This window comes from Brevibacillus sp. DP1.3A (genome assembly GCF_013284245.2).
Lineage (GTDB): Bacteria > Bacillota > Bacilli > Brevibacillales > Brevibacillaceae > Brevibacillus.
Genome location: NZ_CP085876.1, coordinates 3688715 through 3714268, shown reverse-complemented (window position 1 = coordinate 3714268; position 25554 = coordinate 3688715). Strand labels below are relative to the sequence as shown.

The 25554-nt window shown below is 46.2% G+C and carries 22 protein-coding genes; 19 read left to right on the top strand and 3 right to left on the bottom strand.

Going from position 1 to position 25554, the window contains the following annotated elements; genetic code table 11:
* Positions 1 to 70 precede the first annotated feature (70 nt).
* From HP399_RS16760 to HP399_RS16705, 12 genes are all read left to right on the top strand, one after another.
* Entirely contained in the window at positions 71 to 1252 is a 1182-nt protein-coding gene (locus HP399_RS16760) for a lipid-transfer protein (protein WP_173617679.1), read from the top strand.
* A gap of 25 nt (positions 1253 to 1277) precedes the next feature.
* On the top strand, positions 1278 to 2471 hold the full coding sequence (locus HP399_RS16755; protein ID WP_173617678.1) for an acyl-CoA dehydrogenase family protein: 1194 nt from the start codon (positions 1278 to 1280) through the stop codon (positions 2469 to 2471).
* A gap of 55 nt (positions 2472 to 2526) precedes the next feature.
* Positions 2527 to 4131: a long-chain-fatty-acid--CoA ligase gene (locus HP399_RS16750; RefSeq protein WP_173617677.1), complete on the top strand. Its 1605-nt coding sequence runs from the start codon at positions 2527 to 2529 to the stop codon at positions 4129 to 4131.
* Positions 4128 to 4535, top strand: a complete 408-nt coding sequence (locus tag HP399_RS16745) for an FAS1-like dehydratase domain-containing protein (protein ID WP_173617676.1) — start codon at positions 4128 to 4130, stop codon at positions 4533 to 4535. The genes HP399_RS16750 and HP399_RS16745 overlap by 4 nt, the downstream gene beginning before the upstream one ends.
* 13 nt (positions 4536 to 4548) lie before the next feature.
* Positions 4549 to 4929: a MaoC/PaaZ C-terminal domain-containing protein gene (locus tag HP399_RS16740; RefSeq protein WP_173617675.1), complete on the top strand. Its 381-nt coding sequence runs from the start codon at positions 4549 to 4551 to the stop codon at positions 4927 to 4929.
* 18 nt (positions 4930 to 4947) lie between these two features.
* Positions 4948 to 6192 carry an acyl-CoA dehydrogenase family protein gene (locus tag HP399_RS16735; RefSeq protein ID WP_173617674.1) on the top strand — a complete coding sequence of 415 codons (1245 nt, stop codon included), beginning with the start codon at positions 4948 to 4950 and terminating at the stop codon, positions 6190 to 6192.
* Positions 6193 to 6207: 15 nt separating this feature from the next.
* Positions 6208 to 6951 carry an SDR family NAD(P)-dependent oxidoreductase gene (locus HP399_RS16730; RefSeq protein ID WP_173617673.1) on the top strand — a complete coding sequence of 248 codons (744 nt, stop codon included), beginning with the start codon at positions 6208 to 6210 and terminating at the stop codon, positions 6949 to 6951.
* Positions 6952 to 6953: 2 nt separating this feature from the next.
* The gene (locus tag HP399_RS16725; RefSeq protein WP_173617989.1) at positions 6954 to 7412 is read left to right on the top strand and encodes a MaoC/PaaZ C-terminal domain-containing protein; all 459 of its coding nucleotides are present in this window, start codon (positions 6954 to 6956) and stop codon (positions 7410 to 7412) included.
* A gap of 28 nt (positions 7413 to 7440) precedes the next feature.
* Entirely contained in the window at positions 7441 to 8592 is a 1152-nt protein-coding gene (locus HP399_RS16720; RefSeq protein ID WP_173617672.1) for an acyl-CoA dehydrogenase family protein, read from the top strand.
* Between the two features lie 36 nt (positions 8593 to 8628).
* Positions 8629 to 9444: an SDR family NAD(P)-dependent oxidoreductase gene (locus HP399_RS16715; protein WP_173617671.1), complete on the top strand. Its 816-nt coding sequence runs from the start codon at positions 8629 to 8631 to the stop codon at positions 9442 to 9444.
* Between the two features lie 85 nt (positions 9445 to 9529).
* The gene (locus HP399_RS16710) at positions 9530 to 11575 is read left to right on the top strand and encodes a heterodisulfide reductase-related iron-sulfur binding cluster (RefSeq protein WP_173617670.1); all 2046 of its coding nucleotides are present in this window, start codon (positions 9530 to 9532) and stop codon (positions 11573 to 11575) included.
* A gap of 215 nt (positions 11576 to 11790) precedes the next feature.
* Positions 11791 to 12639 (top strand): VOC family protein, encoded by an 849-nt coding sequence (locus tag HP399_RS16705; RefSeq protein WP_173617669.1) that lies wholly within the window; start codon positions 11791 to 11793, stop codon positions 12637 to 12639.
* Positions 12640 to 12768: 129 nt separating this feature from the next.
* On the opposite strand, the gene HP399_RS16700 is transcribed toward HP399_RS16705, so the two are convergent.
* On the bottom strand, positions 12769 to 13398 hold the full coding sequence (locus HP399_RS16700) for a hypothetical protein (RefSeq protein WP_173617668.1): 630 nt from the start codon (positions 13396 to 13398) through the stop codon (positions 12769 to 12771).
* 435 nt (positions 13399 to 13833) lie between these two features.
* Between HP399_RS16700 and HP399_RS16695 the strand changes: the two genes are divergently transcribed.
* Positions 13834 to 15312, top strand: coding sequence for an Lsa family ABC-F type ribosomal protection protein (locus HP399_RS16695; RefSeq protein WP_173617667.1), 1479 nt, complete (start codon positions 13834 to 13836; stop codon positions 15310 to 15312).
* Between the two features lie 163 nt (positions 15313 to 15475).
* Entirely contained in the window at positions 15476 to 16066 is a 591-nt protein-coding gene (locus HP399_RS16690) for a dihydrofolate reductase family protein (protein ID WP_173617666.1), read from the top strand.
* 60 nt (positions 16067 to 16126) lie between these two features.
* Here HP399_RS16690 and HP399_RS16685 read toward each other — a convergent pair whose 3' ends face one another.
* Complete coding sequence (locus HP399_RS16685) at positions 16127 to 17092, bottom strand: DHH family phosphoesterase (protein ID WP_173617665.1); 966 nt, start codon at positions 17090 to 17092, stop codon at positions 16127 to 16129.
* 86 nt (positions 17093 to 17178) lie between these two features.
* Positions 17179 to 19191, bottom strand: a complete 2013-nt coding sequence (locus tag HP399_RS16680; RefSeq protein ID WP_173617988.1) for a sigma-54 interaction domain-containing protein — start codon at positions 19189 to 19191, stop codon at positions 17179 to 17181.
* 248 nt (positions 19192 to 19439) lie between these two features.
* Here HP399_RS16680 and HP399_RS16675 point away from each other — a divergent pair, with 248 nt between their 5' ends.
* From HP399_RS16675 to HP399_RS16655, 5 genes are read left to right on the top strand one after another with little or no spacing between them, the layout of a single operon-like run.
* On the top strand, positions 19440 to 21050 hold the full coding sequence (locus HP399_RS16675) for a glutathione ABC transporter substrate-binding protein (protein WP_217367570.1): 1611 nt from the start codon (positions 19440 to 19442) through the stop codon (positions 21048 to 21050).
* 29 nt (positions 21051 to 21079) lie between these two features.
* On the top strand, positions 21080 to 22000 hold the full coding sequence (gene nikB / locus HP399_RS16670) for a nickel ABC transporter permease (RefSeq protein WP_173617663.1): 921 nt from the start codon (positions 21080 to 21082) through the stop codon (positions 21998 to 22000).
* Between the two features lie 17 nt (positions 22001 to 22017).
* Positions 22018 to 23562, top strand: a complete 1545-nt coding sequence (locus HP399_RS16665) for an ABC transporter permease (protein WP_173617662.1) — start codon at positions 22018 to 22020, stop codon at positions 23560 to 23562.
* Positions 23563 to 23572: 10 nt separating this feature from the next.
* Positions 23573 to 24538, top strand: a complete 966-nt coding sequence (locus tag HP399_RS16660) for an ABC transporter ATP-binding protein (RefSeq protein ID WP_173617661.1) — start codon at positions 23573 to 23575, stop codon at positions 24536 to 24538.
* 19 nt (positions 24539 to 24557) lie between these two features.
* A complete protein-coding gene (locus HP399_RS16655) occupies positions 24558 to 25523 on the top strand; it encodes an ABC transporter ATP-binding protein (protein WP_173617660.1) in 966 nt (321 codons plus the stop codon).
* Positions 25524 to 25554: the final 31 nt, after the last annotated feature.

Genomic DNA, 25554 nt, shown 5'->3' with positions numbered 1-25554 from the left:
GTGTTGGCACGACATTTGCTACACCTACTAGATGTGAAAAGGTCAGTGATCGTCCAAAGGAGGAAGAAGCATGAGTCGAAAAACAAAAGTCATCGGTGTAAATATGGTACCGTTTACAAAGCCTGGCTCGCATGAACCGTATGAGGTGATGGCATCGAAAGCAGTCAAAGGCGCATTGGAAGATGCAGGCATTCACTATTCGGACATCCAACAAGCGTATGCGAGCTATGTATATGGAGACAGTACATGTGGTCAACGAGCCTTGTATATGGTCGGGATGACAGGGATTCCGATCATTAACGTCAACAATAACTGCTCTTCCGGTTCTACTGCACTATTTTTGGCGAGGCAAGCAGTCGAATCGGGTATGGTAGATTGCGCACTGGCAGTTGGTTTTGAAGAAATGAAACCAGGCGCATTAGCAAGTGTCTGGACAGATCGGACTCCTCCGTTAGGCTGGACACAAAATCGCTTGAAAGAGCTGTGGGCAGACGTGCCGGATTCCGCTTCGAATGCGATCAAGATTTTTGGTTCAGCAGGAAAGGAATACCTTGAAAAGTATGGAGCGAACCCAGACATTTTTGCCAAAGTATCTGTGAAAACGAGAAGTCACGCGATTCAAAACCCGTATTCTCTTTTTCATAAGCCGCTGAGCGTGGAAGAGGTATTGAACGCCCCAGCCTTAATGCCTCATTTGACACGTCTGATGGCTTGCCCCCCAACCTGCGGTGCAGCGGCAGTGATTGTATGCAGTGAAGCCTTCGCGATCAAGCACGGGATTACGAATGCCGTAGAAATTGTGGGTCAGGCGCTCACAACAGATACCGATGTTACACATGAATCTATCCTCAATCTAGTTGGTGCTGATATGACCCGACGTGCAGCGGAACAAGTCTATGAAATGGCTGGGATCGGTCCGGATGAGGTAAACGTGGTAGAGCTACACGATTGCTTCACTCCCAATGAGGTCATTACTTACGAAGGCTTGGGCTTGTGTGAAGAAGGCGGGGCCGAGAAGTTCATCCACGATGGCAATAACACATACGGCGGAACCTACGTTGTCAATCCATCTGGCGGTTTAATGTCAAAAGGTCATCCGTTGGGAGCAACCGGTCTCGCACAATGCACAGAGCTAGTTTGGCAGTTGCGAGGTCAGGCAGACAAACGGCAGGTAGAAGGGGCCCGCGTCGCTCTCCAACATAACTTGGGCCTTGGCGGAGCATGTGTGGTTACGATGTATCGTATCGGCTAATCCATACAAATCGGAGGGATTATTCATGTCTCAAACCATTCCAGCATCGAAACCAGCGACGTTCGATTTATTCAAAAGAAATCGACCTTTTCTCACGCAAGAGCATGAAATGTTTCGCACTTCTCTTCGCAAGTTTTTGGAAAAGGAAGCCGTACCGAACATTGAGAAATGGGAGGAAGAGCAATTCACTCCACGCGAGTTTTATCAAAAAATGGGCGAACAAGGATTCCTCTGCCCGCAAGTTGCTCCTGAGTACGGCGGACTTGGACTCGATTTTGGCTTTAACATGGTTCTGGCAGAAGAATTGAGTCGGGTTGGAGTAGGCGGCTTGGCAAGTATGAGCAGTTCGATCATCGTTCCCTATTTGGAACGCTACGGTACCGAGGAGCAGAAGAAAAAGTACTTGCCCAAATGCGTATCTGGTGAGATTACGACAGCGATCGGCATGACGGAACCAGGCATCGGCTCCGACTTGGCGGGAATGCGGACAACAGCAGTGCGAGACGGAGACCACTACATCATTAATGGGCAAAAAACGTTCATCTCCAATGGATTCAATGCAGGACTATTCTTCATTTGCGTCAAGACAGACCCAACAGCCACTCCTGCTCACAAAGGGATCAGCATCATCTTAGTGGAGGAGGGTACACCTGGTTTTTCTCGCGGTCGCAAATTGAAGAAATTGGGTCAGCATTCAACTGATACAGCAGAGCTGATCTTTGAGGATGCACGTGTCCCTGTGTCCAATCTGCTTGGTGAGGAAGGCAAGGGCTTCTACTACCTGATGGATAAGCTGCAACAAGAGCGGATTATGATCGCAATTGGAGCGTTGGTTGTGGCTGAAGAGATGATCAAGACGACCATGACATATGTTAAAGAGAGACACGCCTTCGGTAAGCCAATCAGTTCCTTTCAAAATACGCAATTCGAGATGGCGGAGATGGCTACGGAAATTTCCATGGCGCAGACCTTTATCGACGATCTGACAAACCGACATATGAAGGGCGAAAATGTAACGACGCAAGTCTCCATGGCAAAGTGGTCGATCACCGAAATGGCACGGCGTATGTCAGTCCGATGCCTACAGCTTCATGGCGGATACGGCTTCATGGAAGAGTACGCCATTGCCCGGCGTTACCGTGATGTCGCTGTCATGCCGATCTACGGTGGTACGACAGAAATTATGAAAAACATCATCGCGAAAAATCTCGGGTTGTAGGCAAAACACTGTTAGACTTAACCACCTGAAAATCGTTTTAGGAGGAGAAGTTAGCATGAAGGAAGCGCAGATTCGACCCTGGCATGCGTTTTATCCAGACGGAGTTTCCCCCCTCGTGGAAATCCCGTCCATCTCCTTGTATGAATTTTTCAAGCGGACGGCAAGTCAATATCCCGATGAAAAAGCAGTAATAGACGGAGAAAAAACGTTTACCTACTCCCAATTGAAAGAGGTCGTGGATCGGCTGGCAGCAGCCCTCCAGTACCGGGGTTTTCAAAAGGGAGATCGACTAGCCATCGTGCTACCCAACAGCGTCGAGTATGTGATTTCCTTATTCGCTACACTCCGATTGGGCGGAATCGTGGTACAGGTAAATCCGATGTATACGACTCACGAACTGAAGCACATCATGGAAGATTCCGGTTCGATTTGGTTCGTGAGCGAGGGCGTGCAAGGAGCCAAACTGGAGCAAACCGGAATGGCTGAATCGATCACCTTCCTTCAAGTTGACACTCTGTCCGATGAGAGCGGAACCTTCTACCAATGGATTTCGGAAAACCACGCAGACGCTACAAATGTGGAGATTACGCCAAGTGAAGATGTAGCGCTCCTGCAATATACAGGTGGAACGACTGGCCGCTCCAAGGGTGTCATGCTCACTCACTCCAATCTGATCAGCAATGTTTTTCAAAACTTTCCTGTTATTTCAAAGCAATTGCAAATTCCCGGTGAAAGATTGTTAGGTATTGCACCATTGTTTCATATATTTGGCATCGTGACCTTGAACAGAATCATGATGTTAGCGGGCACGTATATCATCGTACGTCGTTTCAAAGTCGATCAAGCATTAGAAGTCATCCGTCAGTACCGCCCGACCATTTTTCCGGGCATGCCTACCCTCTATGTTGCGTTGCTCCAACATCCAGATTTGAAAAAAGATGACCTGTCCAGCTTCAAACTGTGCCAATCAGGAACAGCGCCATTGCCGATCGAGGTGGCGCAACAATTCAAGAGAAAGACCGGACTAAACATCATTGAAGGGTATGGACTGTCAGAGGGGCTGGTCACGCATGGCACACCGACTGTAGGCGCCATACGAGTAGGGACGATTGGCATTCCGCTCCCAGAGTGTGATGCAAAGATCGTGGATGTAGCAACAGGCAGGCACGAATTGCCCCCAGGCGAAACCGGGGAATTGATTGTCAAAGCTCCTAGCATCATGAAGGGATATTGGCGAAATCCACAGGAAACAGCGGCTGTATTGAAGGACGGGTGGCTCTTCACGGGTGACTTGGCAACAATGGGGGAAGATGGCTTCTTTTCGATTGTCGGACGAAAAAAAGAGATGATCATCGCAAGTGGTTACAACGTATATCCCTCGGAAATTGAAGAAGTGCTTTACCAGCATGAGGCAGTCAGCGAGGCTTGCGTTTTCGGCATACCAGACGAATACCGAGGAGAAACGGTAAAAGCAGTCATCGTACGGAAGTATCCAGGTGTCACGGAAGAGGAGATTCTCGAGTGGTGTAATCAAAGGCTGGCTCGTTATAAAGTACCGCGGGTCATCCAATTTCGAGAAGAGTTACCAAAATCGGCTGTCGGGAAGATTCTCCGCAGAGTTTTGGTGGACGAAGAAGTCAGAACGGGAGGAGACTCATGAACAAACAAAAAGACGATCGAGTTGGGATCAAGCTAGAACCCTTTACTTATAAAGTGGAGCGATGCAAAGTCAGGGAGCTATTGTGCGCACTCGATAATAATCCGTCCGTTGACGTTGAGGACGGGTTCATTCCCCCAACTTTTCCTACTGTCATCGAATTTTGGGGTTCTCAAACGTCTATTTCGAAGATTTTGGGTCTGAAAATTGAAAAAGTTCTCCACGGAGGACAGGAATATGAGTACCGAGGCAATATCAGAATCGGGGATGACATAACCGTTTATGGAGAAGTGGAGGACGTATACACAAAAGCGGCCATGATCTTCGTCGTCATCAAAAAAGAGTTCGTCAATCAACATGGTGAAACCGTCGTCGTTGGACGCTCGACCATCATTGAAAGGCACTAGGGGGTGAATGAACATGATCGGTAAACCATTCGAACCGCTATATAAAGAAGAAATCACGCATAGCCAACTGGTACGATATGCCGGAGCCTCAGGTGATTTCAATCCTATTCATACGGTAGTGCCCGTTGCCGAAACAGCGGGGCTTGGTGGCGTCATCGCACATGGCATGATGATCATGGGTTTTGTCGGGCAAGCCATCCATACGTGGTTTCAAGCAGACGATCTCCTGAAGTTCTCCGTTCGGTTTCGAGGCATGACGCGACCGGGAGAAAAAATCATCGTAAATGGCTCCGTAGTAGCCGAAAAGGAAGATCGCTGGCTATGTGAAGCAGAAGCCGTCAATGAAGTAGGAGAAGTAAAGGTCAGTGCCCAGTTCGAAGTTAGAAAAGGGTAACAAAGGAGGATAGCACTCATGATCAGTTTTCAGGTTTCGGAGGAAATCAAAGAGGTAATCTCTGCGATTTATCGATTCGTTGAAGTAGAAATTGACCCGCTTCGTAAGAAATATCAAAAAGAGCTGGAAAATGAAAGATATTTTTACGACGAAAACGGCTTGTATTCACCGGGGATACAAGAAGCGTTAAAACAAGTTCGCTTAAAATCAGCCGAAGCCGGATTTTACACGATGTTTGGTGATCCTGAGCTTGGTGGAACGGGAGATGAATTTGGACCGATCGCTGTTGCTTTGATTCATGAAGCCATCTTGAAAAAATACGGGCTAGATCCATTAGTCATGGAGATTTTCCCTGCTGGTCTGTTTACAGGCGGACTGACACCTGTGCTGTTGGGGATGCACCCTGATACCAAGGCAGAGCTATTGCCCAGTATCGCAAAAGGTGAGGCTACCTTATGCTTTGGTCTGAGTGAACCAGACGCAGGCTCAGATGTATGGGCCATCAAAACGAAAGCGGTGAAGGATGGTGACTACTGGGTTCTGAATGGTACGAAGCAGTGGATTACGAATGCACATTACGCCAAATACGCGATTATTTTCGCTGTGACTGATCCGGATTTGGTGGAAAAAAGAAAGGGCGGAATTACCTGCTTCCTTGTCCCGTTTGATGGCAAAACATGCGTAGCTACCTCATCTATTCCGTATATGGGACACTTAGGATCGCGCATCGGCATCATCTCCATGGAAAATGCGAGAGTACATGAAAAGTTTATTATCGGGGACTTGCATCAAGGGTTCGGCAAAGCCTTGCACGGCGTTGATCTCGGAAGGATCGTCATGGCAGCGTTATGTGTGGGTGCAGCACAATGGGCGTTGGACAAAGCGATCCAATACGCCAATGAACGAAAGACGTTTGGCGTCACGATCGGGAACCATCAGGCGATCCAAATCATGCTTGCAGATTGCGCAATGGAGATCTATGCAGCTCGAAATATGCTGCTTCACTGCGCGTGGAAAATGGAAAATCAAGAAAAGCTCCCGCTTAAGGAAATCTCGATGATCAAAGCCTATTGCACAGAAATGGTGCAAAACGTTGTGGACAGATGCATGCAAATCCACGGCGGCATGGGCTTAACGAATGAAATGAAGCTGGAAAAAGTATGGAGATGGGCAAGAACCTTGCGAATTCCAGACGGTACGACGGAAATCCAAAAGCGTACGATTGCCAGACGCTTGCTCCAAGGCGATCAAAGCTTTCAGTAGAACGGGAGGAACGAAATGAGATTTCAAGGGAAAGTAGCTATCGTCACTGGCGCAGGAAAAGGAATTGGCAAAGCGATCATCCAAAAATTCGCCCAAGAGGGAGCACTGGTTACTGTAGCTGATATTCATAACCAACTTTGTGAAGAGACTGCTTTCGAAATCAACCGGGCTGGGGGACGTGCCATCGCTTCGGTAGTGGATGTAACCAAAGCCGAGGATACCGAAAAGTTAATCGAAAAGACCGTACAGGCGTATGGCAGAGTGGACATACTCATCAACAACGCAGGAATCGTACGGGATATGAAAATCACAGACATGCATGAGGATGATTGGGATCAAGTACTGGATGTATGTCTGAAAGGTGCCTTCCTTTGCGCGAAATATGCTGCTCCATATATGATCGAGCAGCAATATGGGAAGATTGTCAATATTTCATCCCGTGCCTACTTGGGAAATCCAGGCCAAGCAAACTACTCCTCCGCAAAGGCAGGAATCATTGGCTTAACCCGATCACTTGCCAAGGAGCTAGGAAAGCACAACATAAATGTGAATGCGATTGCACCTGGTCTTATTGAAACAGACGCGCTAAAAAGCCATGCCAAATACGAAAAGATCAAGGAATTACAAAAAAGAGACACGCCGATTCCACGAGTTGGCTTACCTGAGGATGTAGCGAACGCCGTCCTGTTTTTCGCTTCTGACGAGTCTTCCTATATTTCAGGTGATATTCTGCATGTGTCCGGAGGACGATTCGGTTGAATATGTCAGAACAAATCTTATATTTCGAAGACTTTGAGGTGGGAACATGCTTTACATCCCCTGCTCGAACCATTACGGAAGCCGATGTGGTCAATTTTGCTGGTTTGTCAGGGGACTATCATGCACTCCATGTGGACGCGGAATACGCCAAGAGCACGATTTATGGTGAACGTATTGCTCATGGTCTGTTAGGATTGGCAGTTTCCTCCGGATTGTTTACGAGGACGGAGCTGAATAGAAGGATGGCCCCGTCCCTGCTTGCTTTATTAGGTATTCAAACCTGGAGATTTCTCGGACCGCTCAAAATAGGGGACACCATCCATTTGGAAGTCGAAATTGTAGAAAAAGAACAAACGAGCAAGCCTGATCGTGGGATTGTGTATTTCAAACGCAAGATGCTCAAACAGCGAGGAGAGGTTGTCCAAGAAGGAACCACGCCGATGTTGATTCGAAGAAAGTAGACCAACTTGATGCAAAGAGGTGAATATAATGTCTCTCGCATTAACCGATGAGCAAACGATGATTCGAGATACGGTGCGCAAATTTTTGGAAAAAGAAATACTTCCTATGGTTGACAGCTATGAGAAATCAGGTAAGGCGGTATCCAAAGAAATTGTCCAAAGACTCGTCCCATTTGGGTATCTCGGGGGGCAACTTCCTGAGGAAGCAGGTGGGCACGGGCTTACTTACACGACGTACTTCACGATGATCGAGGAGCTATCCAGAGTCTGGCCATCGTTGCGCGCAACAGTGGGACTCTCCAACTCGGTGTTGACGCACATTTACGAATACGGAACAGAAGAACAGCGTAAGAAGTTTTTAGGACCATTACTGAAGGGTGAAAAATTTGGGTTCTTTGCCTTGACTGAGCCGAATGTCGGTTCCGATACATCCAGCATTCAAACCCGGGCAGAGCGACGAGGAGACAAATGGGTCCTGAATGGCTCCAAAATGTTTATCACGAACGGCGTAGAAGGGGAAATCGGCATCGTCATTGCTCAAACGGACAAAACCAAAGGGAATAAAGGGATTGCCGCTTTCATCATTGAAAAAGAAATCTCTCCTTATCAAGCCAAGCCGATTGAAAAAATGGGAACAACGAGCTGCCCGTTTGCTGAGCTCATTTTCGAGGATTGTGAGATTCCGGCAGAAAACCTGCTGGGTACCGTCGGAGATGGTTTGAGACAGGGGCTGAAATTCCTCAATGGAGCACGGGCGATGGTTGCCTTTATCTCCACTGGAATTGCTCAAGCATGTGTAGACGCTTCCGTGAAGTATGCCAAGGAACGCGTTCAATTCGGAAAACCGATCGGTAGCTTTCAACTGATTCAAGCCAAAATCAGTGAAATGGTGACACTGACGAGTGCTATGCGTCTGCTCGGCCTCCAAGCGAGTCATTTACTCGATGAAGGAAAACCGTGCAAAGTAGAATGCTCGATGGCCAAATACTTCGCGACAGAAAAGGTATTGAAAGTCGCTGAAGAAGCGATGCAAATTCACGGTGGCTACGGCTATACAAAAGAATTTCCGGTTGAACGCTACTACCGTGATATCCGTTATTTCACGATCGCGGAAGGAACGAATGAGATTCAAAAACTGATCATGGGAAGAGAGATCCTAGGGATATCGGCATTTTCATAAAGGGTAGTTCATTTTACATACCAAAAGGAGGTCTCTATGAAGAATATGCTAGAAAATCAAGTGGCGATCGTTACAGGGTCGGGACGCGGTGTCGGACGAGAAACTGCCTTGATGCTTGCAGAACAGGGAGCTCGCGTTGTCGTTAGCGATAAAGACGAAGCGCCAGCGGCCGAAGTCGTCTCAGAAATCAAGCAAAAAGGCGGAGAAGCGGTCTTGTTTTGCGGGGATGTAACGGAAGCAGATTTCGCGAAAAAGATAACCGAAACAACCATCTCTGCATTTGGAAGACTAGACATTTTAGTCAACAATGCCGGACTTACCTTAGACAACATGATCCATAACATGACGGATGAACAATTTTATACCATTCTGGATATCCATCTCGTAGCGCCTTTCCGTCTGATCCGCGAAGCGGCCCCCTATATGCGGGATGCAGCCAAAGAAGAGATCGAACAGGGCATTGTTCATCACAGGAAAATTATCAACGTCTCGTCCGTTGCAGGAATCCGGGGGAATGTGGGACAAGCCAATTATGCATCTGCCAAGGCTGGCGTTATCGGTTTAACAAAAGTCGTTGCCCTTGAGTGGGGAAAATTCAACATCAATGCTAACGCAGTTGCCTTTGGTTTTATTGATACACGCCTGACAAAACCGAAGGAAGAGGCTGAGGTCATTGACGGTGTACAGCTAGGTATTCCGGAGAAAGTCCGAAATATGTTTATCGATAAAATTCCGCAAAAGCGTCCTGGAGATGCGAAGGAAGCTGCCGCCGGCATTTTGTATCTGGCTTCTCCGCTTTCCAATTATGTCAACGGTCAAGTCCTGCAAATCAACGGCGGTTCTTATACGTAAGGAGAGAATAGGCTTCCCAAGCAAATAATCGGTGCATGAAAAGAGGCTCCGATTATTTGCCCGTCCTACTTGAGGAGGTTCATCGATGTTATCCTTCCTAAACTTTGTAGCATTTCTCGCCATAACAGGGTATGCCACATACTTATTCGTACAAATCGTGTACAGCCGAATCGTCTTTATCAAGCTCGGCAAAAAAGCAATCCTGAAAAAGGATGCTGCGATACGGGTCAATGAATTTCTCACGCAAGTATTCGGCCAAACCACGCTGCTGAAAGATCCGAAAAGCGGTGTCATGCATATCATCATGTTTTATGGCTTTATCATTCTTCAGTTTGGGGCGATTGAACTCATTATCAAAGGGTTCGTTAAGGGCTTTGAATACCCGATAGGCGAGGCTCACAAGTTTTTCAGTCTCAGTCAGGAGATTACGACTTTTCTCGTGCTACTCGCCGTTGGTTATGCCTACTATCGTCGCTATATCGAAAAACTAAAGCGTCTGAAACGAGGGTTTAAATCAGGGCTCGTGATTATCTTTTTAACAACACTGATGCTTTCGATTTTCTTTACCTTGGCATTTGAGCATCTATGGTTGGAAGGATCAGGTGGGTCGTATGCTCCCATCTCATCGTTGATCGCTAGCTTGTTCGCTGGCATGCATCCTGAAATAGCTGGTGCACTGTTCTATCTGTTTTGGTGGGTTCATCTACTTACGCTACTTGCGTTTATGGTCTATGTCCCGCAATCCAAGCACGCGCATGTACTATTCGCGCCTGTAAATATAATGTTGCGCGATACCAAACCTGTCGGGAAGCTTACATCCATTGATTTTGAGGATGAAAAGCAAGAGACTTATGGCGTCGGAAAGATCGAGGATTTCCGGCAAAATCAGTTGATCGACCTGTACGCTTGTGTGGAATGCGGGAGATGCACCAATATGTGCCCTGCTTCCGGTACAGGCAAAACGCTATCGCCGATGGATCTGATTGTGAAAATGCGCGATCATTTGACGGAAAAAGGCTCAGCAATTACATCACGTACAGCATGGATGCCATCCTTTGTGTTTGCGCAGGCAAGAGGGAGCTTTCCCATGCACGATGAAGTGGCTGTTACCGCAGAACAAGCGCCCGAGTTGATCGGGGACGTCATTACAGAAGAAGTGCTATGGGCTTGTACGACATGCAGAAATTGTGAGGACCAATGTCCGGTAGCGAATGAACATGTGGAAAAAATTATTGATATGCGCCGTTATCTCGTGTTAACGGAAGGTAGTATGCCGCATGAAGCATCTCGCTATTTCCAAAATATCGAACGACAAAGCAATCCGTGGGGGATTAACCGTAAAGAACGGTTGAAGTGGCGAGAGGGGCGGGAAGACATCCATGTGCCTACCGTGAGTGAGGTAGAGGAGTTCGAATATTTATTCTTTGTCGGCTCCATGGGATCGTTTGATCTTCGCAGCCAAAAGATCGCACAGGCTTTCGTTAAAATTATGAATACGGCAGGTATTTCCTTTGCTGTTCTGGGCAATGAGGAACGCAATTCCGGGGATACAGCCCGCCGGATGGGGAACGAGTTTTTATTCCAGCAGCTCTGCCAGGAAAACATCGCGAACTTCCAAGTATATGGCGTAAAGAAGATCGTCACGATTTGCCCACATACGTACAACACGTTTAAGCATGAGTATCCTGAATTCGGCTTGGAGGCAGAAGTCTATCATCATACAGAATTGATCTGGAAGTGGATGCAGGAAGGACGGATCAAGCCGACGAAGGAAGTCGAAGAATCCATTGCTTATCACGACTCCTGTTACATTGGACGCTATAACGATATTTACGATATCCCGCGGCAAATCCTTACCCACATTCCGGGCGTTCAAGTGCTGGAGATGGCGCGCAACAAACAAGATGCGATGTGCTGCGGGGCAGGTGGCGGGATGATGTGGATGGAAGAAACACAAGGAAAACGGGTAAATATTGAGCGTGCAGAGCAGGCACTCCGTCTGAATCCAACGACAATCGGCAGTAACTGTCCATACTGTCTCACGATGATGAGTGACGGGACAAAGGCAAAAGAAATGGAGCACCTCGTCAAAACGCTGGACATTGCAGAAATCGTAGAGAAAGCGATCTAAAAGATAAAAGAACGTCAAAGAAAAGAGCGAGAGACCGCTCTTTTTTTGTTTGGGGAGGATTTTTCGTGACAATTGGCATCAGATGTATTATGGTAACTTTATTACTAATAGTAAGTTACGGCGCAACTCCATCACTGAATAGATACAGTCGTTTATGGTCAGCTTGACAGTAGTACGAAGAACGCTCATGTATATAAACGAGGAGGAACACGCTTATGAATTTTCATCAAAGTCCCCATACGTTTGTCCGACAAGTCAATCTCAAGGTGCAAAACCTGGATCGCTCCCTGGCTTATTATCAGGAAGTGATCGGATTCAAAATCTTGAACCAATCTGCCACAAAGGCGGAACTGACAACGGACGGCAAAACCGCGTTGCTTTCTATCGAGCAACTCCATGATGCATTACCGAAACAAAATCATACGACAGGTTTGTATCATTTTGCGCTATTGTTGCCAAAACGCTCTGATTTGGCAAATGTAGTGAGACACTTCTCTGCGTTGAATATGCGTATCGGGTCTTCGGATCATCTCGTTAGTGAAGCGCTATACTTATCAGACCCGGATGGAAATGGGATTGAAATTTATGCCGATCGTGATTCTGATCAATGGAGCTGGCATGAGGGCACCGTAGACATGGCAACGGAACCATTGAATTTTACAGATTTGTTGTCCAGTGGGGAAGAAAGCGCGTGGAAGGGTCTGCCTGCTGGTACCATCATGGGACATATTCATCTGCATGTATCGAAGTTGAATGAAGCGGAACAGTTTTATACCAAAGGACTTGGCTTTGAGGTAGTAAACCGATATGGAGCACAAGCACTGTTCATTTCCACTGGAAAGTACCATCATCATATCGGGTTGAACACGTGGGCGGGTGTCGGTGCTCCACCGCCACATCCTAAGAGTCCAGGACTCGAATCGTTTGTCATGGTGCTCCCGAATGAGGAAGCGAGAAATCGTGTAATCACTCAGTTAAGAGAAATCGGCGCATCTGTTCAGGAGGAGAGCGGCCATTTTGTTACGGAGGATCCTTCTGGCAATCGGATTCAACTGCACATTTGATTGGAAGCCGCAGGAGAGTTTTCCTTTTGAATAACGAAAACGACCTGTGGGTTGCACGAATGATTTTCCATCGTGCTACCTACAGGTCGTTTCATTATCTCATTTCGTAACAGATTGTATCCGTTATGATTAGTACTTTCTTGTGAGAATTCGAGAATGCTCTCCATCTACAGTGATTTCCCAGCCTCTTGGGATTTCATAAGCAAAGGCTGGCGAAGGATGCTTGACCGCTTCAATGCTGGATTCAGTAGGGATACTGGTGATATTTACGATATGTTTTTCATAGAGACTAACATTTACCACGACCCAGCCATATGGTACAGGCTGACCGGTACCGACCCATTTATTCTCCAGCTCTTGAGGTTGGTAGCGTTTTTTATTCTCATTTCTGATATCTATATAAGCCTGTCTCTTGCTGTTATAACCTCGACCGATTTCTACCCAACCAGAAGGGATGTTAAAGCTTAAGCTTCTTTCCACTTGCCCATAATTAGCGCCAACAATATATTTTGCTATTTCATATCCACGCTGTGTTCCACGATGTGGCTCTTTTTCAATCGAAATCCATCCATTCGGAAAGAAAGTATCGTATGCCACTACTAACGTATCACCGTACCGCCAGTTTCCTTCAAAGATATTTTTTTGTGGACGGACGATAGAGTCTTTTCCTTTTCCTACTGCATCTGCTGCTTGAGTCGGGACGATCAGGAATGATGATGCCAAGACGAGAATACCCAAACTTCTTACCACTTTTTTCATAGCTGTACTCCTCCGTATGAATGCAATAAGTGAAAAATGAATTTCAATAAGTATGAGAATTCAAAACAAAAATGAAAATTCCTTCTTTTTATGGAAAAAAATTCTTGATCCTAAGTGGTCGAGGGAGTCTTGTCGTCAGAATTATAAAAAGTGAAACCTGTTGAAACTAAAATTTGGATATGATACAATGCTGTTAAATTAATGACGGGAGCTGAAAGGTATAATGGATTCTTTTCTTGCCTAAAAAATAAAACAAAAAAGCGAAATCCTTCGCATGTTTTATTCTTTATACGCAAGAAAGTTACATTATCTTTTCACTCAATCAATATATCCATATCTAACTCTTGTTTGAGTTGGATTTGCTGTATTTATTTGAGCTACAAGAGAGGGTAACTTTCTTGTAGCTTTTCTATTTTTATACAGGAGGATGATTGTATGTCATTAATCAATGTAAATAACTTGACGTTTGCCTATGAAGGCAGTTTCGATAACATTTTTGAAAACGTGAGCTTCCAAATCGATACGGATTGGAAATTGGGGTTTACGGGAAGAAACGGGAGAGGGAAGACGACCTTTCTCAATCTGTTGCTTGGTAAATATGAATACAGTGGAAAGATTAATGCTCATGTCAGCTTTGAATACTTTCCTTTCCAAGTCGAGAACAAAGAATATCTGACCATTGATATCGTTCAAGACATTGTCCCTGACTATCAGTTATGGGAATTAATGCGCGAGTTCTCCCTCTTAAAGGTTTCTGAGGATGTTCTCTATCGTCCCTTTGAATCTTTGTCTAACGGAGAGCAAACGAAAGTGATGTTAGCCGCCTTATTTCTAAAGGAAAACAGTTTTTTGTTAATTGATGAGCCAACCAATCACCTCGACATGCATGCAAGGGAGCTCGTCAGTGATTATCTTCATTCCAAAAGCGGTTATATTTTGGTGTCTCACGACCGGGCATTTCTAGACAACTGTGTCGATCACATCCTGTCCATCAACAAGACGAACATCGAGGTGCAAAAAGGGAATTTCTCTGATTGGTGGGAAAATAAACAGAGACAGGATAACTATGAACTCGCTGAGAATGAGAAGCTCAAAAAAGACATTAAACGCTTGTCGGACGCAGCCAAACGTACAAGCAACTGGTCGGACGCTGTGGAAAAGACGAAAAACGGGACATTAAATTCTGGTTCCAAAGTAGACAAAGGGTATATTGGACACAAGGCTGCGAAAATGATGCAACGCTCCAAGTCGATTGAGAAACGACAGCAATCCGCGATTGATGACAAATCGAAGCTACTCAAAAACATTGAAAACCAGGATAGCTTAAAAATTGCACAGCTTGCTTATCATAAAAATCAACTAGCCGAACTGGAGAAGGTCTCGATTTATTACGGAGAGAGGCTCGTCTGCGCAGATGTCAACTTTACGATTGAGCAAGGAGAGCGCATTGCGCTGGCGGGAAAGAACGGTTCAGGAAAATCCAGCATACTCAAGCTCATTTGCGGAGAGAACATCCAACAAACGGGGACCTTCAGAAAGGGGAGTCAATTGAAAATCTCGTATGTTTCTCAAGACACTTCCCATCTAAAGGGCAATCTCACTGACTTTGCGCGAGACAACGAGATCGAAGAGAGCTTGTTTAAATCAATTTTGCGCAAGCTGGATTTTTCCCGGGTGCAATTCGAGAAGGATATCTCCGCTTTTAGTGGCGGGCAGAAGAAGAAAGTACTCATTGCGAAAAGTCTATGCGAGAAAGCACATCTTCATATTTGGGATGAGCCGCTAAACTTTATTGACGTCATTTCTCGCATGCAAATCGAGGAGCTGCTCCTCGAACATTCGCCAACGATTCTTTTTGTAGAGCATGACAGGGAATTCTGCAATAACATCGCTACAAAGATTGTTGAACTGTAATAGGACGAAAAGTGTCTAAAAGAAAGAAGGTGGGGAGAACCGTTTCGTTTTCCTCACCTTCTTTTTTTGTCGGAAGGGAAATTTGAGCAATCGAGAAGAAATACTAAGTAGTGAAATGTGTTAATTTTTAGATAATACTATATGAAAGAATGGCGGAGATCCGATGGGGAAAATAATTGCAAACGTAAGCAGCACATTGAATGGTATCTATACGGGGCCGACAGGAGAAGAAGACAATATGGTTAGCTGGGCGTTGCCTGGAATCATGGACGCCACTGAGGATGGTCTTGCGTTCTTCCAGAAGGTCGACGCAATCTTGATGGGGCGAGTCACCTATGAAGGTTTTGCAAGCTATTGGCCGTTCCAAGAGGGAGATTGGGCTGATGCTATGAATAAGACACAAAAGTTTGTCGTAACCAATAATAGTGAGCTTACGGAAGTTCATTGGGGGGACTACGCCGATACGGTTACACTCCTTCATTCTGATGTCATGACGAAAATAAAGGAGCTAAAAAAACAAATCAAGGGTGATATCATTGTTCCTGCAAGTGCGGGTCTTGTTCAAAGTTTGATAAATGCTGGTTTGCTGGATGAACTCCGAATCATTATTCATCCGGTCTTAATGGGCAGCGGCAAATATTATTTTGACAACATCCATACACGTCACGACATGAAGCTGATAGAAACAAAGCTTTACGGAAAAAGTGGTTCCATTCAACTGCGATATGAGATCGGAGAGGCACAAGGAGAATAAAACAAAAAAAGTCCAAGTTCTCATTTCATGGATGAAGAATTGGACTTTTTGTTTTTTGCTCTAATTCGTTCGTAAAGCAGGGTACACGAAAGCCTTTAACGTAACACCCGTAAAGGAACATCCAGAAGCCTTTGGATGACCACCACCACCGTAATGCTGGGCGATCACAGACAGATTCACGTCTTCGCGAATGGTTCGAAAGCTGATTCTGCCTTTCCCAGGATCGAGCATCGCGACGAAATCAATCATTTCCGCATTCTTACATAAGAAATTGCCTGTTGTGGAGTGATATTGTTCGAGGAAAACTACGCCCACTTGATACGTTTTTGGCTCATCTAAATCGATTTCTACCGGAATCAGCTTCATTTGCTTCAGCTTTTTTTGCTCAAATTCATCAATTCGTTTTTCTTCTGTATAGATGAGGATCGATTCTACTTCGTCAAATACAAATTGGTCCGTATCAGCACCCTCACCACGCAAGCGTCCCAGCACATTTTGAACAAACGTGTCTCGCTCGACCATATAGAATAAAATGTTCAGCTGATTGGCTTGAACAGTACCGGTAGCATCCCAGTCCCACGTATCAAAGGCACGAACCAGCTCCACATAGTCAGAGAGAACGTCAGTAGGAGTCAAATATCCCTGGGCTACCAGATAATCATAATAAAGGCTCGTTGCCGAGGTCTTTTTCCCCGCTTCTTCCGTGATAACGTTTGCCCATTCGTACTTAGAAGCCAGTGGCAGGGCGGTTGGGTGATGATCGATCAAAACAAACGCATGTCCCTGATCGCCCTTTTTCTGAATGAGTGTGGCGACCTCGTCATTGACACTCACATCGGTAATTACAACAAACATATCGGAGGTAAGTTCTTCTTCGATAAACTTCTGTACTTCTTGATTGACCGTGTAAGGAGTTACCCCACGCGAATCGACTTCTTGACTGGAAAAAGCAATCTGGCTCAGGATCGCACAGGATACGCCATCCAAGTCCTTGTCACTGAAATGAATGATTTTTTGATGATTCATCAGGCATCTCCTTACTAAATGGGTCCGTATTTCGTATTTCACTACCATGAATCATTTTTCCCATGACTGCAATAGATAGACCCTCTTTATTTCAATACCCTTAATCCAGCTTCGGTTAACCTCGTCCCAAAAGGCCCTCGGCTTTTCACAATATATCCTCTCGATTCCAGCACATCCAATCGGCTGCGAATCTGCTGCTCGCTCAGTGGCTTTGCCCAATCTGTGCTCATTTCAGTTATTTTCCGTCGATTTGGCCTTTCGCCACGTTCAGCGATGGTTTGAATACTCCGTAAGATAAGCAGCAGCTCGTCTTCTTCATCAGGAATGACCGGCGCTTCGGTATGTGAATGATCGCTTTTTAAAAAGCTATTTTCCCACGGCATGTCCTCAATTTGGATGATATCCTCGTCACAGACAGCCAGCATGTAATCGATGGTGTTCTTTAACTCCCGCACATTTCCAAACCACGGTAGGGTAGTGAGCCTCTCGATGACTTCCGGCTTGATAGTCACTTGTGGGTGTACGCTTTGTCGGATAAAATGCCGAACGAGCAGCGGGATGTCATCGGTTCGAGTTCGCAGGGAGGGGAGATCGACAAAGAGAACACGTAGCCGATGATACAAATCTTCCCGAAAAGTCCCTTGTTCGATCATATGCAGCAAATTTTTGTTAGTGGCAGCAATGATCCGAACATCGATTGGAATGATTTGGCTTCCCCCGATGCGCATAATCTCTTTTTCCTGCAGGACCCGCAGAAGTCGTGCCTGTAGCTTCAGGCTACTGTCACCGATTTCGTCCAAAAAGATCGTGCCGCCGTTTGCTTGCTCGAACAAGCCAACTTTTCCACCTTTTTTAGCCCCTGTGAATGCACCGTCATCATAGCCGAACAGCTCGCTTTCCATCAAATCCTCAGAAATGGCGCTGAAATTGACAGCGAGAAAAGGCCTCTTATCCCGCAGCGATGCGTTGTGGATGGCACTCGCAAAAAGTTCCTTGCCCGTGCCGCTCTCTCCTTGGATCAGGAGGGTGAGGTCTGTTTTTGCCAGTTTTTTTGCCTTTTCCTTTGTGCGCGTGAGGATTGAGCTTTCCCCAATCATATCGTCAAATGTGTATTTGGCCACAAAGCCTTTCTTTTTCAATTCGGAGCGCAGCGATCTTTCCAACTCGATTGTCTTTCTCGCATTCTTGAACGTAGCGACGAGTGATTGGTCATTGTTTAAAGGGAAGCGGTGAACAATGACTTCAACCTCACCGAACGTAAACCAGCGATCCTCTTCCTGTGAGAGGGCAAATAAAAAGTCGATGAGCTCAGGATGATCCATGACATCACGAATATGTCTGCCAATAACACGCTTGGCAGAGACACCGAGCAGAAGGCCGAGCTCCTCATTGAAGACCGTGATCTTGCCATCTTGCGTAATTGTCAAGATCCCGTCGTTTACGCCATCCAGCACCTCATTCAAATGCTTATTCAAATCTGTGGCGATCTGGTTGGCATCAGCCAGCCGCTTGCTCAATTGAATGATTTTACGCAAATAGCGCTGAGAGATCACATCTCCTGGCCCGTTCAGTTGGAAATGGTCGAGTATTTGATGAATCGTCGAGATGTCCATCAGGCGGGGACCGATACTCACTACATCTTGAACATGGTCAGGGATTAGCTCGAACGCCCCTGGTGTCACTGCGAGATCAATTTTTTCTACGTGCGGAATGCCGGGATAATACGGTATGTAATGAATGTGGTCAATCCCCAGCTTTTTCAGTGATTCAATGGACTCCAAACATGTTTCTAAGGAGTCATTGACGTAATAAGCTTTGGTTCCAGCTGGTAAGTATAAGAGCCTGTCGATGTTTTCGTAATTGATGATCCTATTGGCGATGATGAGCTTGCAATTTGTTCCAAGGCATGCTCTTATTTTTGGCTCTTCTAATACGAGCGGGTGGGAGAGGACGACCAATTGATTATGAAGGGATGTTGGAAGCTCCTCCTCGACGGAATAACTACTCATCCGCACATACCCGTCCATAACCTCCTGAAGTTGATTGACAAGCGCGATTCGGGTGTCTTTGCTGCCAGCTAGTAAAATGAATTCGTTCATCATGCCTTCCTCGCTTTTGGTTATTTGGGTGTGTTTGGTTGAATTAATTGCAAGAAATAACCGAATATTCTATATCGTAAACCAAATAGTATTTCATTGCACGATTAATTGATGGAGAAAACCAGCAAATATCAACGGTTCAGGACGAGGAAGCAGCATAGACTGCTGCCTATTTTTTTGGCATAGATCATGCTAATTAATTCAGTAGTTTCACTTCATTGATAGAAAGGGGAGAGATTTACGTGCAGATGAGAAGAAGAGTGAGCTTACTCACAGTCAGCTTTTTGATGGCAACAGCCATGCTATCTGCCTGTACGAGCAATTCTGGTCAACCCCCGCCAACAAGCGGACCAGCGCCTGGAAATGCTCAACAACAAGAAGTACCAGCAAAGGCAGTACGAAATGCGGAATTAATAGTGGCTCTTGAAGCGGAGGCCACCTCACTTGATCCTTGGAATTCCACGGATAGCAACACGCTACACATTTTGTCCACGATGTTCGAAGGACTGCTTACGCTGGATGAAAATGGGGAGGTTGTCCCTATACTTGCAACCGATTACAAATTAAGCGCTGATGCAACTTCTCTGACTTTTCATTTACGCAAAGGAATCTTTTTTCATGACGGTTCACCCTTTGATGCAGAAGTAGTGAAAAAGAATCTGGATTACGTACGCAACAAGGAGAATGGCATGGCAAGAGCGAGCTTCTTTGGATTTATCAAGGAGGTTACCGTCGTAGACCCGTACACGATAACGGTTACGGCGAACGAACCCAACTCAGCGATGGTAGCCTATATGGCACATCCTTCAGCCAGCTTTAAATCGCTGAAAGAATTGCAAAAAAAGATCGATGATCCGAAATACAATTTGGACCGGAATCCAGTGGGTACTGGGCCGTATCAATTCCTCGAATGGAAGAACGGGCAGTTTGTGAAGGTAGTTGCTTTTGATGGTTACTGGGATAAAGAGAAACCGGCAAAGCTAGCAGCGATTCTGTTTAAGCCTGTGACGGAGGCGAGTACGAGGGTCAATATGCTAAAAGTTGGAGAAGTAGACATCGTGACAAGTTTGCCGACACTGGATGCACGAACGATAGGGAAAGACGCGAATCTGGATGTTTACTCTGGTCCATCGCTCAATATGATTTATGTCGGTATGAATACAAAGCTGGATAAGTACAAGGACAAGCGTGTGCGTCAGGCGATGAACTACGCGATAAACAAAGAACAGTTGATTAGTCAGGTTGCTGACGGATATGGCACAGCTGCCGACTCACCGCTTTCGCCATTGGTGAAAGGCTACGCGAAACAGCAAGGCTATCCGTACAACGTTGACAAAGCGAAACAACTATTGACGGAAGCGGGTTATCCAGATGGTTTCGCAGCTACGTTGTGGACGCGCAATTCAACGGAATTCGTCGCGATTGCTGAAAATATCAAGATGCAGCTACAAGCTGTAGGGATCAAAGTAGAGGTGCAAGCTTACGAGAGCGGCACGATATTTGAAAGGCTGGATGCCGGAGAGGGAACGGATCTCTATATCGGGCGATGGGGTACGGGTACAGCGGAAGCGGATTGGGGAATGAGACCAAACTTTGCCTCTGACAGAATTCCACCGAACTATAATAACTCTGGCTATTATCAGAACCAACAAGTCGATCAGCTGCTAAATGAAGCATTAAAAGCAACGGACAACAGCATGGCACAGAAAAAATACATCGAAGCACAAAAAGTTATCATGGATGAGGCTCCATGGATATTCCTGTACGTCCCGGATGTGGTGATCGCAAAACGGAAAAATGTCTTGGATGTTGGGGTTACTCTTGATACAGTTCGTCTCCAGGCTGCATACAAACAATAAGTTAGTTTTCTAAAGAGAAGGTGTAGGAAATGTCTAGATATATTTTTGGTCGCATATTGGGCATGATTCCCATTTTAGTGATCATCTCGATCCTTTCTTTTTTGTTCGTACATCTTACCCCTGGCGACCCGATCCGCATCATGTACGGTGCGGAAATGGATATGGCCACCTATGAGAAAGTAAAAGCGAATCTAGGCTTTCATGATCCACTCTATGTGCAGTACGGTCGTTATCTTCAGCAAATTTTGTCCGGCGATTTCGGTGTTTCCTATAAAACAAAGACCAATGTGTCTGACGAGATCGGTAAGCGGTTCTTATACACGCTTGGATTAACGTTTGCCGCCATGTTCTGGGCGCTGATTATAGGCCTGGTTGTCGGAATTTATTCAGCGGCTCGGCGCAAGTCGATTTGGGATCGCATCGGGATTATCTCAACCACGACGATCATTAGCATTCCGGAGTTTTGGTTCGGACTCATGCTCATGCAAATGTTTGCCGTGCAGTTGGGGTGGTTCCCAACCAGTGGCAGCGGAACCTTTGCGCACCTTCTGCTTCCGTCGATAACACTAGGATTCGGAGTGTCTGCGATCATTGCCCGCTTTACACGCTCCAGTGTCCTTGAAGTATTACAGGAAGATTTTGTACGCACAGCCAAGGCAAAAGGGCAGCGAGAGTCAGTCATCATTTGGACGCATGTATTGCGTAATGCGCTGATTCCCGTGATCACGATGACTGGGTTGCAATTTGGCTTTTTGCTTGGAGGAGCAGTCGTAGTTGAGCAAGTTTTTGCCTGGCCAGGGCTGGGATCGTATTTGATTGATTCCGTTCTCGCTCGCGATTATCCGGCCATGCAAGCGCTCATTCTGCTCTTTTCCGTCCAGTTTCTCATCGTCAATCTTCTTGTAGATATCAGCTACAGTCTTGTGAATCCGCAAATACGTTATGAATAACAAAGAGGAGCAGACGAATGAAAAGTCAGAATACTCACTCTCCCTTTCAGCTATTTTTGAAAAAGTTCAAGAAACAGACGATGGCGGTAGTAGCCTTCTGGATATTAATCGGCATCTTTCTGCTAGGTCTGGCAGGGCCATGGATCACACCATATGATCCGAATCGGCCGGTAATAGAGCAGTATGAGGAAAAGGGAATCGACAGAACGAATGATATGACCGGAATGATTCAAATAACCGGGATCATGAGTGATGGAGCAGAACGACCTGTGACTGAGGTTATGCTGCAAAGTTCGAACCGACAGATTTCCTCGGTCAGTGAATCGAGTGGCACGATCACCATAACGCCAGTCGGCCAAGGAAGCACAACCGTGCTGATAGCCAAAGGAGATGTCGCTACTCAGATCCAGGTCGACGTTTCTGTAGAGGACACCCCACCTATTCTCACGCAGCTGCTACTTCATGGTCCGACAGGCAAGGTAAAGAAGGGGGACATCTTACAGCTTGAGCTGGAGGCCACCCTTTCAAACGGTGATAAGCTGGTCGGTTTGGAACAAATACGTAGCAATCTGAAACAATTAATGGGGGCGAGTAAGACTGACTCTCATGAAAATAACGGGTTCTTAACAGCTAAGAAAAAGCAATCGGAAGAAGACGGGCAAATTCATTACCAATCGACAGATGAAAAAGTAATACGTGTAAGTCCAGATGGGGTGGTGACCGCGCTAGGCCAAGGCATCGGACAAGTAAAAGTATCCATCGGGCCCGTATCTACCATTGTTCCGATTGCTGTTGAAACACCGATGCAAAAGCCTGTACTCGTTCAAATCCAACCTAATCAAACGGATATCGCGATTATGGATAACAGGAAACATCAACAGCCATCCCTACTGCACTGGTTCGGAACCGATCATCAAAATCGGGATATCTTCAGTCGTGTCTTGGCTGGGACTCGTGAAACACTGTTCATTGGTTTCGTATCTGTCGGGATCGGTGCTGTTATTGGGACGCTGCTTGGCCTATTAGCTGGATATTACGGAAGGTGGATTGACTCGATCATTACGCGTCTAACCGATATTTTGTTGGCGTTTCCGGGGATATTGCTCGCGATCGCAGTGATTGCCGTGCTAGGGGCTGGGATGGTTAACATTATTTTTGCAGTAGCAGTTTTTACGGTTCCCATCTTCATCCGCATCGTCAGAGGGAGTGCTTTAGCGTTAAAGCAAATGACGTATGTGGAAGCGGCTAAATCAATCGGTGTGCAGGATTTTGTGATTATCATACGGCATATTTTGCCCGGTATGCTTCCTGTGGTCATGGTTTATTTGACGATGAGAATTGGTACAGCGATTCTGCTTGGTGCTGCTCTTAGCTTTCTCGGTCTGGGTGGTGACATAACAGCTCCGGAATGGGGGGCGATGTTGAGCGCAGCCAAAGACAACAGCCGGAATTTTTTCTACCCAACATTTTTTCCTGGGATCGCCATTGTACTGACTGTCGTCTGCTTCAATTTGTTTGGCGATGGTCTGCGAGACACGCTCGATCCCAAGCTAAAGGAGTAGAAGTAAACGAATGAATACGCCTATTTTAGAGGTCAACCAGTTACAGGTTTCTTTTAAGAAAGAAATGGAAGAGATAACTGTCGTTAACGGTATTTCCTTTATTGTTCATGCGGGTGAAACCTTGGGGATCGTTGGAGAATCCGGTTGCGGTAAAAGCATCACGTCCCTATCGATCATGCGCCTGATCAGCCCACCCGGCCGCATTACGAATGGACAAATCGTTTATAACAACAGGGATTTGACCCAACTCTCCGAGGAAGAAATGCGTGTGGTCCGAGGAAACGAGATCTCGATGATTTTCCAGGAGCCGATGACCTCCTTAAACCCTGTTTTTACGATCGGCCGACAAATCGATGAGATTATTCTACTGCATACGTGCGCATCCAAACAGGAAGCAAAAGAACAATCCATCGAGATGCTAAAGCGCGTCGGTATATCCCGTGCTGAGCAAATCTACCGGAGCTATCCATTTGAATTGTCGGGTGGAATGCGGCAACGGGTAATGATTGCGATTGGGATGGCATGCCAGCCAAAGCTGTTGATTGCGGATGAACCAACAACGGCGCTGGACGTAACGATTCAATTGCAAATCTTAGGCCTGATGAAAAAATTGCAAGAAAAAGAAAACACAGCCATCATGCTAATCACTCATGACCTGGGGGTGGTCGCTGAGATGTGTGATCGCGTTCTGGTGATGTATGCAGGAGAAGTCGTGGAAGAAGCTGACGTCGATGATTTATTCCATAATCCTAAGCATCCTTATACCATTGGTCTGCTGCAATCCATGCCCTCTTCAGTAGAAAAGAGAAGCCGCTTATATACGATCAAAGGGCAAGTCCCGCCAGCAGGGTCGATCACCAAGGGTTGTCGCTTTGCAGAACGGTGCGATCGTGTTATTGACCGTTGCTGGGGGGAAGACCCCGCGATCGTTTCGGTCGGCAATAAGCATACTTGCCGCTGCTGGTTACATGCCTAGGAGAACGGGAGGTGTTGGGATGGACCCTTTAGTAGAAGTACAACAGTTACAGGTGTTTTATCCAGGGAAGAGCAAGCTGCTGCAAAAAACGAAGAGTGTAGTGAAGGCCGTCGATCATGTTTCTTTGACCATTAAACAAGGAGAGACGCTCGGGCTAGTAGGAGAATCCGGATGTGGAAAATCGACGATGGGCAGGGCGATTTTGCAACTGATAAAACCAACTTCAGGGGATATCAGCTTTGCAGGCAGGAGTCTGTCCTCCTTATCAGCGAGTGAACTGAGGCAACAGCGCAAGCATTTTCAAATGGTGTTCCAAGATCCATTCTCGTCGCTTAATCCACGATTGACGGTAAAGGAAATTCTGGATGAGCCGCTAAAAGCCCATAGATTGGGTGATGAACATCAGCGTTTGGAAAAAGTACATCATATGATGGAGGTTTGCGGGTTAAATCGCACGTATGCTGAGCGGTATGCTCATGAATTTTCGGGAGGGCAGCGGCAACGAATTGGCATTGCTCGTGCACTGATTCTTCAACCACAGCTAGTAGTGGCTGATGAACCCGTCTCTGCACTAGATGTATCGATCCAGTCGCAAATCTTAAATCTCATGCAGGATTTACAAGAAGAATTTCAACTGACTTACTTGTTCATTTCCCATGATCTCGGGGTAGTTCGGCATATATGCAATCGTGTCGGAGTCATGTATTTAGGGAGAATGGCGGAGCTTGCGACAACGGAACAATTGTACGCCAATCCTTTACACCCTTATACCAAGACGTTGTTATCCGCCATCCCAGTGGCAGATCCCCGATTGAGGAAGGAACGAATCATTTTGCAAGGGGACGTGCCTTCACCAGCCAACTCTCCACTGGGCTGCGCTTTTGCCAGTAGATGTCCGAATGTGATGGAGATATGCAAAGTAATCAGACCAGATATGCAACAAGTGACCGATTCACATAGTGTGGCTTGTCATCTCTATGTCTGATCAAAAAGGAAACCATAGATAGGAGAGAATA